This is a genomic window from Pseudomonas sp. 18058 (assembly GCF_902706155.1).
Taxonomy (GTDB): Bacteria; Pseudomonadota; Gammaproteobacteria; order Pseudomonadales; family Pseudomonadaceae; genus Aquipseudomonas; species Aquipseudomonas rustica.
Map to the genome: position 1 here is coordinate 1 of NZ_CACSJY010000086.1, position 16367 is coordinate 16367.

At 58.6% G+C, this 16367-nt stretch carries 17 protein-coding genes and 1 pseudogene; 11 read left to right on the plus strand and 7 right to left on the minus strand.

Annotated features, from left to right (window positions below; genetic code table 11):
* The 4 genes and pseudogenes from GVL50_RS29205 to GVL50_RS27020 all read left to right on the plus strand — a co-directional run.
* A pseudogene (locus tag GVL50_RS29205) lies at positions 1 to 118 on the plus strand (IS110 family transposase); the annotation flags it as partial.
* Between the two features lie 117 nt (positions 119 to 235).
* A complete protein-coding gene (locus tag GVL50_RS27010) occupies positions 236 to 2197 on the plus strand; it encodes an acetyl/propionyl/methylcrotonyl-CoA carboxylase subunit alpha (RefSeq protein WP_159815672.1) in 1962 nt (653 codons plus the stop codon).
* Between the two features lie 70 nt (positions 2198 to 2267).
* A complete protein-coding gene (locus tag GVL50_RS27015; RefSeq protein WP_159815673.1) occupies positions 2268 to 2810 on the plus strand; it encodes an exonuclease domain-containing protein in 543 nt (180 codons plus the stop codon).
* 105 nt (positions 2811 to 2915) lie between these two features.
* Positions 2916 to 3200, plus strand: coding sequence for a pyrimidine/purine nucleoside phosphorylase (locus GVL50_RS27020; protein ID WP_007940055.1), 285 nt, complete (start codon positions 2916 to 2918; stop codon positions 3198 to 3200).
* Between the two features lie 73 nt (positions 3201 to 3273).
* On the opposite strand, the gene GVL50_RS27025 is transcribed toward GVL50_RS27020, so the two are convergent.
* Both GVL50_RS27025 and GVL50_RS27030 read right to left on the minus strand, forming a co-directional pair.
* Positions 3274 to 4080: an MOSC domain-containing protein gene (locus tag GVL50_RS27025; protein WP_159815674.1), complete on the minus strand. Its 807-nt coding sequence runs from the start codon at positions 4078 to 4080 to the stop codon at positions 3274 to 3276.
* A gap of 232 nt (positions 4081 to 4312) precedes the next feature.
* Entirely contained in the window at positions 4313 to 5248 is a 936-nt protein-coding gene (locus tag GVL50_RS27030) for a chemotaxis protein CheV (protein ID WP_007908676.1), read from the minus strand.
* Between the two features lie 456 nt (positions 5249 to 5704).
* Between GVL50_RS27030 and GVL50_RS27035 the strand changes: the two genes are divergently transcribed.
* The 3 genes from GVL50_RS27035 to GVL50_RS27045 all read left to right on the plus strand — a co-directional run bounded on the left by GVL50_RS27035 (position 5705) and on the right by GVL50_RS27045 (position 8200).
* Positions 5705 to 6175: a hypothetical protein gene (locus GVL50_RS27035; RefSeq protein WP_159815675.1), complete on the plus strand. Its 471-nt coding sequence runs from the start codon at positions 5705 to 5707 to the stop codon at positions 6173 to 6175.
* A gap of 475 nt (positions 6176 to 6650) precedes the next feature.
* Positions 6651 to 7544 (plus strand): sensor histidine kinase, encoded by an 894-nt coding sequence (locus GVL50_RS27040; protein WP_053122255.1) that lies wholly within the window; start codon positions 6651 to 6653, stop codon positions 7542 to 7544.
* The gene (locus GVL50_RS27045) at positions 7541 to 8200 is read left to right on the plus strand and encodes a response regulator transcription factor (RefSeq protein WP_159815676.1); all 660 of its coding nucleotides are present in this window, start codon (positions 7541 to 7543) and stop codon (positions 8198 to 8200) included. The genes GVL50_RS27040 and GVL50_RS27045 overlap by 4 nt, the downstream gene beginning before the upstream one ends.
* Here the strand turns inward: GVL50_RS27045 and yegS are convergent.
* Positions 8184 to 9101: a lipid kinase YegS gene (gene yegS, locus GVL50_RS27050; protein WP_053122259.1), complete on the minus strand. Its 918-nt coding sequence runs from the start codon at positions 9099 to 9101 to the stop codon at positions 8184 to 8186. The genes GVL50_RS27045 and yegS overlap by 17 nt on opposite strands.
* 316 nt (positions 9102 to 9417) lie before the next feature.
* Here yegS and GVL50_RS28805 point away from each other — a divergent pair, with 316 nt between their 5' ends.
* The gene (locus tag GVL50_RS28805) at positions 9418 to 9726 is read left to right on the plus strand and encodes a hypothetical protein (protein ID WP_172680133.1); all 309 of its coding nucleotides are present in this window, start codon (positions 9418 to 9420) and stop codon (positions 9724 to 9726) included.
* Positions 9727 to 9786: 60 nt separating this feature from the next.
* Here the strand turns inward: GVL50_RS28805 and glp are convergent, their stop codons facing one another.
* Positions 9787 to 11013 (minus strand): gephyrin-like molybdotransferase Glp, encoded by a 1227-nt coding sequence (glp, locus tag GVL50_RS27060; RefSeq protein ID WP_159815677.1) that lies wholly within the window; start codon positions 11011 to 11013, stop codon positions 9787 to 9789.
* Positions 10997 to 11536, minus strand: coding sequence for a molybdenum cofactor biosynthesis protein B (gene moaB, locus GVL50_RS27065; RefSeq protein ID WP_053122265.1), 540 nt, complete (start codon positions 11534 to 11536; stop codon positions 10997 to 10999). Before moaB ends, glp begins: the two co-directional genes overlap by 17 nt.
* A gap of 81 nt (positions 11537 to 11617) precedes the next feature.
* Between moaB and mobA the strand changes: the two genes are divergently transcribed.
* Both mobA and GVL50_RS27075 read left to right on the plus strand, forming a co-directional pair.
* The gene (gene mobA, locus GVL50_RS27070) at positions 11618 to 12220 is read left to right on the plus strand and encodes a molybdenum cofactor guanylyltransferase MobA (RefSeq protein WP_159815678.1); all 603 of its coding nucleotides are present in this window, start codon (positions 11618 to 11620) and stop codon (positions 12218 to 12220) included.
* 78 nt (positions 12221 to 12298) lie between these two features.
* A complete protein-coding gene (locus GVL50_RS27075; RefSeq protein WP_053122269.1) occupies positions 12299 to 12520 on the plus strand; it encodes a YgdI/YgdR family lipoprotein in 222 nt (73 codons plus the stop codon).
* A gap of 90 nt (positions 12521 to 12610) precedes the next feature.
* Here the strand turns inward: GVL50_RS27075 and GVL50_RS27080 are convergent, their stop codons facing one another.
* Positions 12611 to 13267: a thiopurine S-methyltransferase gene (locus GVL50_RS27080; protein WP_159815679.1), complete on the minus strand. Its 657-nt coding sequence runs from the start codon at positions 13265 to 13267 to the stop codon at positions 12611 to 12613.
* Positions 13268 to 13369: 102 nt separating this feature from the next.
* Here GVL50_RS27080 and GVL50_RS27085 point away from each other — a divergent pair, with 102 nt between their 5' ends.
* Positions 13370 to 14137 (plus strand): class III extradiol ring-cleavage dioxygenase, encoded by a 768-nt coding sequence (locus GVL50_RS27085; protein ID WP_053122273.1) that lies wholly within the window; start codon positions 13370 to 13372, stop codon positions 14135 to 14137.
* A 159-nt stretch (positions 14138 to 14296) separates the two neighbouring features.
* Here GVL50_RS27085 and GVL50_RS27090 read toward each other — a convergent pair whose 3' ends face one another.
* A complete protein-coding gene (locus GVL50_RS27090) occupies positions 14297 to 15970 on the minus strand; it encodes a DEAD/DEAH box helicase (RefSeq protein ID WP_053122275.1) in 1674 nt (557 codons plus the stop codon).
* Positions 15971 to 16367 lie beyond the last annotated feature (397 nt).

The window sequence follows — 16367 nt, forward strand, 5'->3', positions numbered from 1 at the left end:
TCATCGAAACAAGGGCAAGGCCACCACTGAAGCGCTGGTGATTTTGTCACGTAAACTCGCGCGTATTGCATACGCGCTGCTGAAGAGCGAGAAAGCATACGTCAGCAAAACTGCCTAAAAAACGTTGTTCGCAACCATAGAATCTCCCACAAGGTGAAATGCATTCCAAATGTGGGAGCGGGCTTGCTCGCGAAGAGGCCATCCAACCCACCGCAAAAACCTCAGGAAACCCACAATGCCCACCCTCAAAAAAATCCTGATCGCCAACCGCGGTGAAATCGCCTACCGCATCCAGCGCACCGCCCAAGCCCTCGGCTACCGCACCGTCGCCGTCTACAGCGACGCCGACGCCGACGCCCTGCACGTGCAAATCGCCGATCAAGCCGTGCACATCGGCCTCGCCCCCGTGCAGCAGTCCTACCTGAACATCCCGGCGATCATCGACGCCGCCCGCCGCAGCGGTGCCGACGCCATTCATCCCGGTTACGGCTTTCTCTCGGAAAACGCCGAGTTCGCCCGCGCCTGCGAACAGGCCGGCCTGACGTTCATCGGCCCGAGCGTCGCAGCCATAGAATTGATGGGCAGCAAACGTCGCTCGAAAATCGCCATGCTCGACGCCGGTGTACCGTGCATCGCCGGTTACCAGGGCGCCGAGCAGGACGACGTGACCCTGCTGCGCGAAGCCGAGCGCATCGGCTATCCATTGATGATCAAGGCCAGCGCCGGTGGCGGCGGTCGCGGCATGCGTCTGGTACACGATGGCTCTGATTTACCGGCGCAACTGCGTACCGCGCGTTCCGAAGCGTTGAACGGTTTTGGCAGCGACGAACTGATCCTCGAACAGGCCTTGATTGAGCCGCGCCATGTCGAAGTGCAACTGTTCGGCGATCAACACGGCAACCTGATCTACCTCGGCGAGCGCGATTGCTCGGTGCAGCGCCGCCATCAGAAAGTCATCGAAGAAGCGCCCTGCCCGGTGATGACCGCCGAGTTGCGTCAGGCCATGGGTGAAGCGGCTCTCAAGGCTGGACGTGCGGTGAACTATGTCGGCGCTGGCACGGTGGAATTCCTGCTCGATGCACGCGGGCAGTTTTACTTTTTGGAAATGAACACTCGCTTGCAGGTCGAGCATCCGGTGACAGAGCTGATCACCGGGCTGGATCTGGTCGCCTGGCAATTATGGGTCGCCGAAGGTCAGCCGTTACCGCTGACTCAGGATCAGGTGCAACTCAATGGTCATGCGATGGAAGTGCGCCTCTACGCCGAAGACCCTGCGCAGGATTTCTTGCCGCAAACCGGTTGTGTAGAGGCGTGGGAGCCCGCGCTGCAACACGGCGCGCGCATCGATCATGGTCTGCGCGAAAGGCAATTGATCAGCCCGTTCTACGACCCGATGCTCGGCAAACTGATCGCCCACGGGGCTACTCGCGAGGAGGCTCGACGCAAACTCCTGCGCGCAGTGGAGGACTCGGTGTTGCTGGGTGTGCAAAGCAATCAGCGGTTGCTGGTCAGCCTGCTGCAACATTCACAGTTCATCAGCGGTGAGTTCAGCACGGCATTTATCGCGCAGCATTTCAGCGATCACGCGTGCCTGAACAGCTACGCGCCGAGTGCCGAAGACCTGGCCATCGCTGCAGTGTTGTTCTATCAAAGCAGCGCCCTCAGTCACCGCGCGCCGCTGTCCGGTTGGCGTAATAACGCCAGTGTGCCGCTGCATTTTCGCCTCGGTCTTGATGAGCAAAACTGGACGCTGCAACTGCTCGCTGAGCCGCAAGGTGCGTTCAAAGTGCAAGTCGCCGAACGCACACTGGCATTGAAACTCATCGATCAAGACGCCCACTCGATAACGCTGGAAGTCGACGGCTTGCGCCAACGCCACGCCTGTCGTGTCGATGGCGAACAACTCTGGCTGTTCACTCACCCCGGCAGCCTGCGCTTGGAGGATCGAACTCACGCGGTGATCGGCAGTCAGACCAGCGTCAGTTCCGGCACCTTGAAAGCGCCCATGGACGGCGCCATCGTCGACGTGTTGGTCAGCGAAGGCAGCCCGGTCAGCAAAGGTCAGCTGCTGGTGGTACTGGAGGCAATGAAAATGGAGCACCCGCTCAAGGCCGGCATCGACGGCGTGCTGAAGCGGGTGCAGGTCAAAGTCGGCGATCAGGTAAAAAATCGTCAGGTTCTGTTGCAGGTGGAGTAGTCAGCCGAGCGCAAACGCAGGGTTTGGCTACGCTCTGAATAATCAGAACGTACAAATCAGGAACCCTGCGATGCCCCACTGGCTGGTCATAGATCTGGAAGCCACCACCGATGAGGGTGGCTGGCCGGTCACCGAGATGGAAATTATCGAGATCGGCGCGACGCTGGTCGATCGTGCCGGGCGCGAACAGGATCACTTCCAGCGCTTCGTCAAACCGACTCGACGGCCGTTGCTGACGCCGTTCTGTCGCGAGCTGACACACATCACCCAGGCCAATATCGATACGGCGCAACCGCTGACTGAGGTCTGGCCGGCGTTCGAACGCTGGCTCGCGCAGCATCAATCACGTCTTGAAGGCTGGGCCAGTTGGGGCGATTACGACCGCAAACAACTGCTCCAGGAATGGCAGCGCCTGCAGATCGACAGCGGCCTGAGTCGAGTGCCGCACATGAACCTCAAACAACGCTTCGCCAAGGCCCGACGCCTGGAGCGGCCGCTGGGGCTCAACGGCGCGCTGCAACTGGCCGGCATGCAGTTCAGCGGTCAGCAACACCGGGCGCTGGAAGATGCGCGCAACACCGCACGATTGTTGCCGCTGGTTTTGCCACTCTAGGGTCAATTCGAGAACTGGCTGGACAGGCGCCGGGCAGGTGACGGCGCCCAAAGCCTTGTGCATACTGGCCGCCTCCATTTTTTAGCCCTTTTCGAGGAATCGCCCATGTTTAAAGTCAACGAGTACTTCGACGGCACCGTCAAGTCGATCGCCTTTGGCACCGCTGAAGGTCCGGCGACCATTGGCGTCATGGCCCCGGGCGAATACGAATTCGGCACCAGCCAGCGTGAAATCATGCACGTGGTCTCCGGCGCACTGACCGTGAAACTGCCCGACAGCAGCGACTGGGAAACCTTCGCCGCCGGCAGCCAGTTCAACGTTCCGGCGAACAGCAAATTCCAGCTGAAAGTCGCGGTCGATACCGCTTACCTGTGCGAGTACCGCGGCTAAGTCGTCGGTTTTCACAGCGCCAATAAAAATGCCCGGGTCCAAGGACTCGGGCATTTTTCGTTTCAGGGGCGGCTTATTCGAGGATTTCCACCGGCATTCCGACCTCGAGACGACCGTTGCTGTCATTCACCAGATTCTGCCCGAACATCGCGCCATCGGCTTCAGCGCGGTATTTCTGCAAGGTCGCCAGCGGTTCACGATCAGCACTGCGCTCGCCAGTCTGCGGGTCGATGGTGGTAAGGATGCAGCGCGCGCACGGCTTGACCACGCGGAACTCGACGTCACCGATACGAATACGTTTCCAGCCATCCTCGGCGTACGCTTCGCTGCCTTCGATCACCAGATTCGGGCGAAAACGCAGCATCTCCAGCGGTCGCCCGACCCGTTGCGACAGATCTTGCAGCGACGCTTCGCCAATCAGCAACAGCGGAAACCCGTCGGCGAACGCGACCTGATCATCATCCTTGCCGACACCTGACGGCGTGGTGCGCGCACGATCCAGCGGAACTTGTACCAGACGTGTCGGTTTGCCGATGAACTCGCTGACCCAACGCGCCGCCTCATCACCGGCATCCGGCACGCGCAGGGTGTCACGCCAGATTGTCACGCCGCGCAGTTCGGCGTCGCTGCCCGGCAAAGCGATTTCGATGGAAGACTGTTGCGCCGCGCTCAGGGTCAGACCGCCCTGCGCATTCCACAGCGCCGACAACTGGCTCATTTTTGCTACAGCACGCTGGGTCAGGAAGCGGCCGCTGGCTTCGTCCACGAGCATCCAGCGTCGGTCGCCATCGAGCCCCAGCTTGTCGAGGTCGACGCTTTGCAGCACATCGACTTTGCCGGATTTCAACGGGTAACGATAAAGCGCGCTCAGACGCAGCATGGCCAGCTCCCTGGAGGATAAAAACGCCACCCTATACGAGCTTCATGCACGAATCAAAACATGAATTCGCACACTGGATTCCAGCTGCAACTCAACCTTGTGGCGAGGGGATTTATCCCCGATGGGGCGCGAAGCGGCCCCCCTCGATTTCCCTGAAAAACCGGGGCTGCTGCGCAGCCCATCGGGGATAAATCCCCTCACCACAGGGCTCACTCCTACAAAGGGTGTGTGATCAGGCAGGGACTTCGTCGAGCATCAGGCGCTGGCGCACCACGTCGACCAGTTTGTCCGGCTGGAATTTCGAGAGGAAGTTGTCGCAGCCAACCTTCTTCACCATCGAATCGTTGAAGCTGCCCGACAGCGACGTGTGCAGTACCACGTACAGCCCACGCAGACGCGGGTCGTTGCGGATTTCGGTGGTCAGACGGTAACCGTCCATTTCCGGCATTTCCGCGTCGGTGAAGATCATCAGCAACTTGTCAGTCATGTTCACGCCGGTGTCAGCCCAGGCCTTGAGCATGTTCAGCGCCTTCAAACCGTCGCTGGCGATGTGCATCTTCACGCCCAATTGGCCAAGGGTGTCACGCAGTTGCGATAGCGCCACGTTGGAATCGTCGACCAGCAGCACTTCGCGACCACGGGCACGTTCGAGCACCGGGTCTTCGAGCTTTTCCCGCGAGACCTTGGCGTTGTACGGGACGATTTCGGCGAGGACTTTTTCGACGTCGATGATTTCCACCAACTGATCGTCGACCTTGCTGATCGCGGTCAGGTAATGCTGACGGCCAGCGCTGGTCGGCGGCGGCAGAATGGCTTCCCAGTTCATGTTGACGATGCGATCCACACCGCCCACAAGGAATGCCTGCACCGAGCGGTTGTATTCAGTGACGATGATGGTGCTGTTCGGGCCCGGCACCAACGGCCGCATGCCGATCGCCTGGGACAGATCGATCACCGGCAAGGTCTGCCCGCGCAGGTTGACCACACCGCACACGAACGGGTGACGCTGCGGCATCAGGGTCAGCTTCGGCAGTTGCAGGACTTCCTGAACCTTGAACACGTTGATCGCAAACAATTGGCGTCCAGCCAGACGAAACATGAGAATTTCCAGGCGATTCTCACCCACCAGTTGCGTGCGTTGGTCTACCGTGTCGAGAATGCCGGCCATCAATGACTCCTGGGCTTGTTCAGATGAATTCACTAACAGGCTTTATCGGCAGTTAATGACGAATCTTGATTGCTGCGAAATTAGCCATCAAAATGCCACAACCGGGCATTGATGTCACATTAACATCATGCTTTACTGGCCCGGTTGTTTTCATCTGCTACAGTCTTTGCGGCGCGACCTCGGTTTGCACGGTAGGTTCCCGCGCCTAAGGGATTCCCCTAGTATCAATCAGGCCCAACCTGATATTCGCGATATCCAATAGCCATTAATGTGACGCCATTCTCATTGCATGAACGGAGTCAGGCTATTGTGTGCGATCGCAACTCAGTGGCAACCCATCCCCTGGAAATCCTCAGCCTGTGCACCTGCGGCACGTCTGGGCGCGATCTGCCGACGATTCACGATCGTCGCCACACACGGCACTCCCCCATCAGACATGACGCTGTGGAGGTAAGCATGCCAATCGACCGTAAAGTCTGGGCGCAACGCTTCCCCGAATTTCTGCTTGAGGCTGAGACGCTGCTGGCCAAGTCGGAAGAATGCCTGAGCCATCTGCAACTGATCAGCAATGACAAGGATGCCATCGCGTGCATGCAGGGCACCTTGCTCAAGCTTGCCGGCAGAGCTGAGGCACTGGCGCTGGAAGCGATTTCCGAGTTTTCCCTGCACATCTACAGCCTGCTCAATCTGACCCAGGATCACGTCGACCTGCACGAACAAGCGCTGAGCGCCTTGAAAGATTGCTTCACGCTGATGGCTTGGCAACTGGAGCTGGTCGATGTGAAGACCGGGCAACTGAGCCTTGATGGCAGCGAACAGGCCTCATTAATCGAAGCGTTCGCCTTTCATGTCGGGCAAAGCCAGTTCCGGATGCCTTTGCCGGGCAAACGTTTGCCATCTCTGTCGTTCTCTGAGCGACAGGCCTGATCTGGCATCAGGCTTGAGCACTACTCATTTAATGTCGTTATTGAATAGTTCATACCTGCCAGCGACATATCGAACTAAATAAACCCACCTGACACGACGGATAATTTTCAGCCCGACTCAGGGTTTTCCTGTGTGTTAAGAATCGTGATTTAGTCAATTTGTTTATCTGTCGAATAACATACTTCGACTTTTTTCCATTATGGAACATACGTCCATAATGGCGTCTTTCCTGACTCATTGGACATATAGAGCAGGCGCGACCAACGGTATCTTAAGTGGTACTATGCCGCCCATAAGTTGCTTTCAAATTAATGGCAAAGTGATTTCATTGATCGGCGTCCAGAGAAGTTGGCGGTTAACTACCGCTCACTGTAGCCCGTTGAAATCATTCACATAATTGACAGCATTTCCAGACAGAGACCCGTCAGCCACCGGCCGGTCTACCCGCAGCGAACATCCATTGGCTCCATCCGTTATGTACGCCAGCATAAAGACCCTCACAACATGGCCACCCTCCCGGGAAAATGCCCGCCGGTTCACACTCATCCTGTGTGTCGCCGCTGCGCTGGGCAGCCTTCTGACCTACGGTTTTTCCAAGCCGTTGGGCCTGGGTCTGTTGTTGCTCGACATCGCAGCTACGGCGTGCGTCTGGGTGCAATATCGCCTGTCACGCAAATCGATCAAGTTCCAGCCACAGGAACTGGCTGACCGCCTGCTGGAAGTGCAGGAAAACGAACGCCACCGCCTCAGCCGCGAGCTGCACGATGACATCGGCCAATTGCTGACCGCCGCCAAATTGCAAAGCGACTGGCTGAAACGCCGTATGCCGGAGGAATTGCAGGAGCAATGCACAGTCCTCTGCGACACCCTCGAAGAAACCCTCAACAAAGTCCGCGACGTATCGGCCATCCTCAACCCACGGCAACTGACCAGCCTTGGCCTTGAAGCGAGCCTGCGCGCGCACCTGCTCAAGACATTGACCAACACCGACGTGCACTGGAGCCTCGATTGCCAGCAGCGCTTGAACGGTATTCCGGAAGAAATGGCCGTCGCCGCGTTTCGTATTGCGCAGGAGGCAGTGACCAACATCCTGCGTCACGCCCAGGCGAAAAACCTGCTGATTCGCGTGCAGCGCTTGCCCAAGGGCTTGACCCTGCTGATCAGCGATGATGGCCAGGGCTTCGCGCCGGCCGTCAATCCGGGCCGTGAAGGACAACGTGGCATGGCCGGCATGGCCGAACGGATCGAACAACTGGGTGGCACCCTGAGCGTGATCAGCGAACCGGGCAAAGGCACTCAAATCGAAGCACTTTTCCCCTGGGCGCCGCGCGCACTCGAGCGGGCCAGTACGAATAAGGTTATGCGTTGACTTGTAACTTACTTCTAGTGGATGACCACTCGCTGATCAGGGCCGGCGTGCGCGCTCTGGTTATGGATATTCCCGGTTACGCGGTAATCGGCGAGGCCAATGACGGCTCGCAGTTGCTTGAAATGGTCGAGCTGCTGAACCCCGATATTGTCTTGCTGGATATTTCCATGAAGGAAACCGGCGGCCTCGAAGCGTTGCAGCGACTCAAACGCGTGCGCCCGCAAAGCAAAGTGCTGATCCTGTCGATGCACACCGACCCCGCATTGATCATGCAGGCGCTGGAATCCGGCGCTTACGGTTATCTGCTCAAGGATACGACCGGCACCGAGCTTGAACACGCACTGGACGCGCTGCGCAATAACGAGCGTTATCTAAGTCCGGCAATCGCCCACACGGTGATAAACCAGGCTCTGGTTCGCAATCAAAAAGGCCAGCCGGACACCTCCGATTCGCACAACCTGACGGCACGCCAACTGGAAATCCTCCGACTGATCGTGCGCGGCAAGTCGACCCGGGAAATCGCCAACGGCCTGGGCCTGAGCATCAAAACCGTCGAGACCCACCGCGCGCAGATCATGAAACGTCTGCAGATCTACGATGTGGCGGGCCTGGTGCTGTTCGCCGTGCGCGAACAGATCATCAGTCTGGACGACTGATCGGCGTTGTAGCGCTCAACAGCGGAGAGTCCTCAGGCAAATGCACCTGCAATGCCGCAGGGCGCGCTTCGAAGCGCAGGCTATCGCCTTCCAGTGGCTCACCATCCAGATTGATGTAAAGCCCTTCAGACACCTTGATTTCGACCCACGGCAAACGTGTCCGCACGAACATGTTGTCGAGGCCGAAGCCATCAGTGAGCAGATTCTTCAAGGTACCCACCAACTCCTGTGGCGCCGGCAGAATGCTGATATCCAACAGACCATCATCGGCCAGTGCCTGCGGACACAGCACGTGCCCACCGCCCGCCTGACGGCCATTGCCGATGCCCAGCGCCAGCAGCTCGCCACGCCAGTGGAAATCCGGCCCCTGTAACTCGCCATAGGCAGCATGCAGCTCACTGAAGCGCGACAGACCGGTAAACAGATAAGCCGCGCCCCCGAGTACTTTCTTCAAGTCTTCAGAAGTATTGGCCGTGACCTGGCTACCAAAACCGCCCGTGGCCATATTGAGGAAAATCTGCCCGCCAACCTGGCCCAGATCGATGTCGCGCGCAGGCACATCGAGCAACTCAAGAGCCTCTGCCGGCTCCAGCGGAACGCCCGCCGCACGGGAAAAATCGTTCGCCGTACCCAGCGGCAACAGCACCAGGCTGGCTTCGCCCGGATGCGCCGCCAGCGCCTGGGCGATATCACGCAAGGTGCCATCGCCACCACCAGCGATAATCTGTTTATAGCCAGCCGCCAGCGCCTCTTCGACCAGACGCTCGGCATCGCCGCCCTCCCAGGTCAGGCGCACGGCCAGCTCCCAGCCTTGTTCGCGTTTACTTTCGACGGCGGCACGAACCGCCTCGTTGAGTGCCTGCTTGCCATGCAGAATCAACAGCGCCCTGCGTTCACTCATTGCAATCACTCCGTGAATGGATTCGGTCTGAGACATCTTGACCACTGGCGCACGGAAAAAAGCCGCAAGAACCGTAATTAATTCAGGCGTCTCGGCGCACGCGTCCTACAGGGCTGGGATTTTTCTTACAAGATGTGATGAATTGGCTGCATTGACCAACTCCAGCCATTGGTAGATCGTGCGTCGGCGGTATCAATCTTCAATCTGAAAACACACAAGGATGTGCATGTCATGAGTGGATACACCTCTAGGGCTTTCGATACTTTCATTGACACCGTTAGCGACCCGCGTCCATTTCCAGCAGGCGTCAACATCAATGCATAGTCATGAAGCCAGACTGCCAGTGAGCCCGGTTGCTCCACTCGCGCAAAGTCGCACCAGCCACACCACTGACTTCCACAGCGGCGCCAAAACCACTGGAGAAACGAACATGGAACCTCGCGTCACCGAGCTGGAAACCCACCTCAAATACATCCGCAGGGACATGGATGAAGTCAGGGGCGATGTCAGAACCATCAAGCATCGCCTCGCCTACGCGGCAGGTGCAACAGCCGTCGTGATGGGTTTGCTGGGATGGATAGCCAACAGTCGTTTTGACCAGATCATTTCGCTCATGGCTCACTGACGCCTGAGCGGGCCCGCAGGTGCCGGCGACACGCGCCAGCACCTGCGGATACCGAGGCAGTTAACCCAGAAGCTCACTCAGGGGAATGAAGACAGCTTCGTCGCCCTCAACCAGCGTCCGGCCCTCAAGCACCTCGACCAGACCGTCAGCCCAGGCCGCACTGCGCAAAACGCCGGAGCTTTGATTGCGATAGATGATTGCCCGGCCCTGTTCCAGCCGTCCGCGCAAGTACTCACGACGGTTGCCAGCCACTGGCCAGTTGAACCCGGCCGGCACGCGGAACTTGAGGGGTTCAACGTCTTGCACGCCTTGGCGCCGCAACAGATATGGTCGGGTTAACAGGGCGAAGGTCACCAGCGTCGAGGCAGGGTTACCCGGCAGGCCGATTACCGGTACGTTGCGGAAATGGCCGAAGGTCAGCGGTTTCCCGGGTTTGATCGCCAGCTTCCACAAGGCGAGCTCGCCCTCTTCCCTCAATGCGATGCCGAGAAAATCCGCCTCACCGACCGAAACACCACCAGTGGAGAGAATCAGATCGACATCTTGCAATTCGCCCAAACGCTCTCGGGTCGTCGCCAGATTGTCCGGAAGAATCCCGGCATCGATCACTTCACAGCCCAACCGCTGCAACCAGCTGCACAGCACCACACGGTTACTGTTGTAAATCTGCCCCGGCCCCAATGCCTGACCGGGCTCAATCAGTTCATCGCCGGTCGACAGCACGGCTACGCGCACCCTGCGCACGACATTCAGGCCGGCGCGGCCCAATGAAGCGGACAAGCCCTGCTCGATCGGCCCCAGGCGAGTGCCGGCCGACAGGACGAGTTCACCCACCGTGGTTTCCTGGCCCTGCGGACGAATGTTCTGCCCTACTTTCATGACCTCGGAAAAACCTACACGGCCGTCCGCCATGACTTCGGCGTTTTCCTGCATCTCGACACAATCGGCTCCGGCCGGCACAGGTGCGCCGGTGAAGATTCGAGCACAGGTTCCACGCTGCAAAGGCTCAGGCGCTTGCCCGGCGAATATTTTCTGGCTGACCGGCAACGGCTCGCCCGTCCAGTCGGCCAGATTCAGCGCGTAACCGTCCATCGCACTGTTCGGCCACGGCGGCAGATCCAGCGTCGAAACCAGATCCTCGGCCAGCACGCGCCCCTGAACCTCAGCGAGCGGCAAATACTCACGCTCGACGATTGGCGAGGCCTCGGCCATTTCCAGCAGCCGCGCCAATGCCACTTCGACAGGCATCAGCGCACCAGTCTTGCCCGGCTTACCCACGGGATTCACAAGGCGCCGCCTGTTTCAGATGCGGGACGAAATTGCATGGACGGTGACGGGAATCCAGTTGCTCGGCGAGAATCCCGTCCCAACCGGTGCGCACGGCATTGGTCGAACCCGGCAGGCAGCACACCAGCGTGCCATTGGCCAGACCGGCCAGTGCGCGGGATTGCACGGTTGAGGTGCCGATATCGGCCACCGAGATCTGGCGGAACAGTTCGCCAAAGCCATCGACCTGTTTGTCGAGCAGACAGGCCACCGCTTCCGGCGTACTGTCACGGCCGGTGAAGCCGGTGCCGCCAGTGATCAACACGACCTGCACAACATCGTCGGCGATCCAGTTGGCGACTTGCGCACGAATTTTATACAGATCATCTTTGAGCAGAACCCGCTCGGCCAGGTTGTGGCCAGCCGCCAACAGGCGATCGACAAAGACCTGACCTGAGGTATCGGTTTCCAGTGTTCGGGTATCGCTGACAGTCAGCACGGCAATATTGAGCGGTGCGAAAGGTACATCAGCCTTGGCTTTCATAGGCTCGTCCAGTTGTAGGAGAAACAGCCCGGTGTTATATCACAGCGCCCCCTTTTTACGCCGCCCCTACGGAGAGCCAAAATGACCGCAAATACGCCATTGCCCCCTTGTTCCGTGCTGCTGCTGGCAGGCGGACGCGGACAACGCATGGGCGGTCAGGACAAAGGTTTGATCGAGTGGCACGGCGAACCGCTGATTGCGCATCTGCAGCGCAAAGTACGAGCGCTGACGGACGACTTGATCATCTCCTGCAACCGCAATCGCGAACGCTATGAAACCTATGCCGATCAATTGGTGGTGGATGATGAAGGTGACTTTCCCGGGCCACTCGCCGGTATTCGTGCAGGCTTGAAAGCGGCGCGCCATTCGCACTTGCTGGTGTTGCCGTGCGATGTTCCGCGAATCGACGAAGCACTGCTGCAAAGCATGCGCGAAACCGCCAATCACAATCCTGACAAACCTTTAATGTTGTGGCACGACGAGCACTGGGAACCGTTGTTGTGCGTGATTCCCGTGAGCCTGCTGCCGGCCTTCGAAACCGCCTGGAACAACGGTGAACGCAGCCCCGGCCGGGTGATGCGCAGCCTCGGCGCCACTGCATTGGAATGCCCGGACAATGACTCGCGACTGGCCAACCTCAACACCCCCGAACTGTTAAAGGCGCATAACACTGTGTCAGACTGACACTATTCAAGGAACTCTCACGCCTTGTATACGTCTCAAGCTCAGTAACCAAAAGAATTCCCATTCGGAGACACACCCATGACTCAACGGACCATCGCCTCTCTCATGCTCGCACTGGGCCTGGCCACCCTCGCCGGTTGCTCGTCGCCTACAGTGATCACGCTGAATGACGGTCGCGAAATCCAGGCCGTCGACACGCCGAAATACGATGATGATTCGGGTTTCTACGAGTTCCAGCAGCTGGACGGCAAAGAAACTCGCATCAACAAGGATCAGGTTCGCACCGTTAAAGAACTGTAAGGTTCTTCGAAGCGACGTCTGACCCAGCCGGTTTGCCCGGCTAAAAAAATGCCCCGATACGTCGGGGCATTTTTTATGCGCGCAAGGAAGTTACCGAGCGGTTATCCGATAGACCCGCTCCTCAAGTCGCGTAGCACCTGCCTGCACGAACTTGCCGCTGTCACTCAGCACATCCTGCGATTCCAGTACCTGCATCTGCCACGCACCGCCGAACATGTGTTGCACTTGAGCATCGTCTACGGAGAACGGCGGTCCGGAAATTTGCGATTGATCGTAATCCAGCGTAATCAACAGCCCCTTCAAATCCGCCGGCAGGATGTTTTGCAAATGCGCGGCATAACGTTCGCGCATTGGCGGCGGCAAGGCGATCACTGCTGCACGGTCGTACAGCGCGGAACAATCGGCAACGTCCTCGGCGCTCAGCGCGAAAACATCACCGCACCACAGCTCGATTGTGCCTGCGCGGTAAACCTTGAAGACGCCGTGCTCACTGATCTGTGGCTGCAGTTGTTGCTCGCTGAAAAAGTCTTCAACGGCTTTCTCCGACAGTTCAATACCGAGAACCCGATGCCCGCGCCCAGCCAGCCACAGCAAATCCAGACTTTTCCCACACAACGGCACGAGCACCCGCGCGTGTGACGAGAGATTCAGATCCGGCCAGAAACGTTGTAGATAAGGATTCACTTGCGGTAAATGAAAGCCGATCTGGTTCGAAGCCCACTTCTTGTGCCAAAACTCAGGCTGCATGCATCCCCCTAAAAATTCGATCAAAAAGCGTTAAAACTTATATTAGATTTAGATCAATGAAGTGACTGAAGATGGGCCATCTTACCGTTCAGGAGCCCGCACATGTTTCCCAGTCTGTATATCTCACACGGCTCACCGATGCTTGCATTGGAGCCAGGCGCCAGCGGCCCGGCCCTCGCGCGATTGGCCGCCGAACTGCCGACACCGAAAGCCATCGTGATCGTCTCTGCACACTGGGAGAGCCACGAACTGTTGGTCAGCAGCAATCCGCAACCGGAAACCTGGCATGACTTTGGCGGGTTTCCCCGTGCGCTGTTTGAAGTGCAATACCCGGCGCCAGGCGATCCGCAACTGGCTGGAGAAGTGGCGCAGTTGCTGACGGCGAACAACCTGCCGGCGCGTCTCGACCCACTGCGTCCTTTCGATCATGGCGTGTGGGTGCCGTTGTCGCTGATGTATCCGCAGGCGAATATTCCGGTGGTGCAGGTTTCGCTGCCAAGTCGGGCAGGCCCGGCGCTTCAGACCCGTGTGGGTCGAGCCTTGGCCGGTTTACGCGAGCAAGGGATTCTGTTGATCGGCTCTGGCAGCATCACCCACAACCTGCGCGAACTGGACTGGCATGCCGGGCCGGAAAGCGTTGAGCCATGGGCGCGGGATTTCCGTGATTGGGTGATCGACAAGCTGCAGGCCGACGATGAGGCGGCGCTGCATGATTACCGACAGCAAGCGCCGAATGCGGTGCGCAACCATCCGAGTGATGAGCATTTGTTGCCGTTGTATTTTGCGCGGGGTGCGGGGGGTGAGTTTAGCGTGGCGCACAAGGGATTCACGATGGGTGCGCTGGGGATGGATATTTACCGTTTCGGTTAAAGCCAAAGATCGCAGCCTTCGGCAGCTCCTACATTTGGAATGCGCTTCCCCTGTAGGAGCTGCCGAAGGCTGCGATCTTTTGATCCTGAAAAACAGGCAAAAAAAATCCCCGAACCAGTCGGGGATTTTTTATGTGCGATCAATCAGCCCAAGGGCGGATCAATCTTCGCGATAGCGACGCAGCTTCAACTGCTTACCGGCAACGCGAGTGTCCTTCAGTTTGGTCAGGAGTTTGTCCAGACCATCTTCCGGCAGCTCGACGAGGCTGAAGCTGTCACGCACCTGGATGCGACCGATCGCTTCACGGGCCAGACCGCCTTCGTTGAGGATGGCGCCCAGCAGGTTTTTCGCAGCGATACCGTCACGCGCACCCAGCGCGGTACGGCAACGAGCACGGCCTTCGCCCAAAGGCATTGGCGCGCGACGCTCGCGGTCACCACGATCAGGACGATCGCCAGTGCGCTCAGGACGGTCGCCACGCGGTGCATTGTTCGGCACCAGTGGGCGTTCCTTCTCGATTGCAGCCAGGTTCAGCGCTTGACCGTTGGTGGCTTTGCGCAGCAGCGCAGCAGCCAGAGCACGCGGAGTGCAGCCGATGTCTGCGGTCAGACGATCGAGCAACTCACCGTGAGTCGATTCAGCGTCAGCCACCAGCGGCGACAGGCTGTTGGTCAGTTTCTTGATGCGCGCATCGAGAACGGCTTGAGCGTCCGGCAGGCGAACTTCAGCAACCTTCTGACCGGTTACACGCTCGATCACTTGCAGCATGCGGCGCTCACGTGGAGTCACCAGCAGCAGTGCACGACCTTCGCGACCGGCACGGCCAGTACGGCCGATACGGTGAACGTAGGACTCTGGATCGTACGGCATGTCAACGTTGAACACGTGAGTGATGCGCGGAACGTCCAGACCACGAGCAGCAACGTCGGTCGCCACAACGATGTCCAGACGGCCATCTTTCAGCGAGTCGATAACGCGCTCACGCTGGTTCTGGGCGATGTCACCGTTCAACGCGGCGGCTTTGTAGCCTTTGGCGTCGAGGGCGCTGGCCAGATCCAGGGTCGCTTGCTTGGTGCGCACGAACATGATCAGCGCGTCGAAGTCTTCCACTTCCAGCAAGCTGAGAACAGCCGAAGTCTTCTGGTCAGCGTGAACCAACAGGTGAGCCTGTTCGATCGCGGTAACGGTCTGGGTCTTGGTCTGGATCTTCACGTGTTGCGGATCGCGCAGATGGCGTTCGGCAATGGCACGGATCGACTGCGGCAAGGTGGCCGAGAACAGTACAGTCTGACGGGTCGGTGGCAGAGCCTTGAAGATGACTTCGAGGTCATCCATGAAGCCCAGCTTCAACATTTCGTCAGCTTCGTCGAGAACCAGGTGGTTCACGGTCGACAGGACTTTTTCGTCACGACGCAGGTGGTCGCACAGACGGCCCGGGGTAGCGACAACGATCTGTGCGCCATTACGGATTGCTTTCAGTTGCGGGCCCATCGGCGCGCCGCCGTAAACGGCCACAACAGTAACGCCTGGCATTTGCTTGGCGTAGGTTTCGAAAGCGGTTGCTACTTGCAGCGCCAACTCACGGGTTGGCGCCAGGATCAGGGCTTGCGGCTCGCGCTTGGCAGGATCGATGCGGTGCAGGATCGGCAGGGCGAATGCGGCGGTTTTACCCGTACCGGTTTGCGCCTGACCAATCATGTCTTGACCGGCCATGATGATCGGGATCGATTGCTGCTGAATAGCCGAAGGTTCTTCGTAGCCAGTCGCGATGACGGCTGCAAGAATGTTCGGATTAAGATTAAAAGCGGCGAAGCCGCCGGTTTCCTGGGTCATGGGTCTGCCTCTAAGTGCATCCGCAAAGACCCATGCTCCAAAGCTGCGCATGCCGTGTTGAGACTCAAGAGTCGCCCTGGCTGCTTTGTCGGCGGGGATTTGCGAAAACGAATGAATGAAAAAAAAGAATCGTCCGGGAAGAGCCCGCAGTGCGGACGTGCAGCCGAAGCTGACTTCGGGGAATTGCGCTACCTAAACGCGGCCCGGTTAAAGGCCGGCGCGCACTATACCGGAAATTGCCCAAAAAGGGAGCTTTTTTTATCGGCAAAATTCGTGTGTCACCGCTGTGTAATGGGGTTTTGCGGATAATCGTTCCAAGGTCTATTTTTCAAAGGCCCGGCCCTGCGGGCGATGACGCTTAAACGATTCACTGACGTGCGGCATTCCGTCGCTGCAC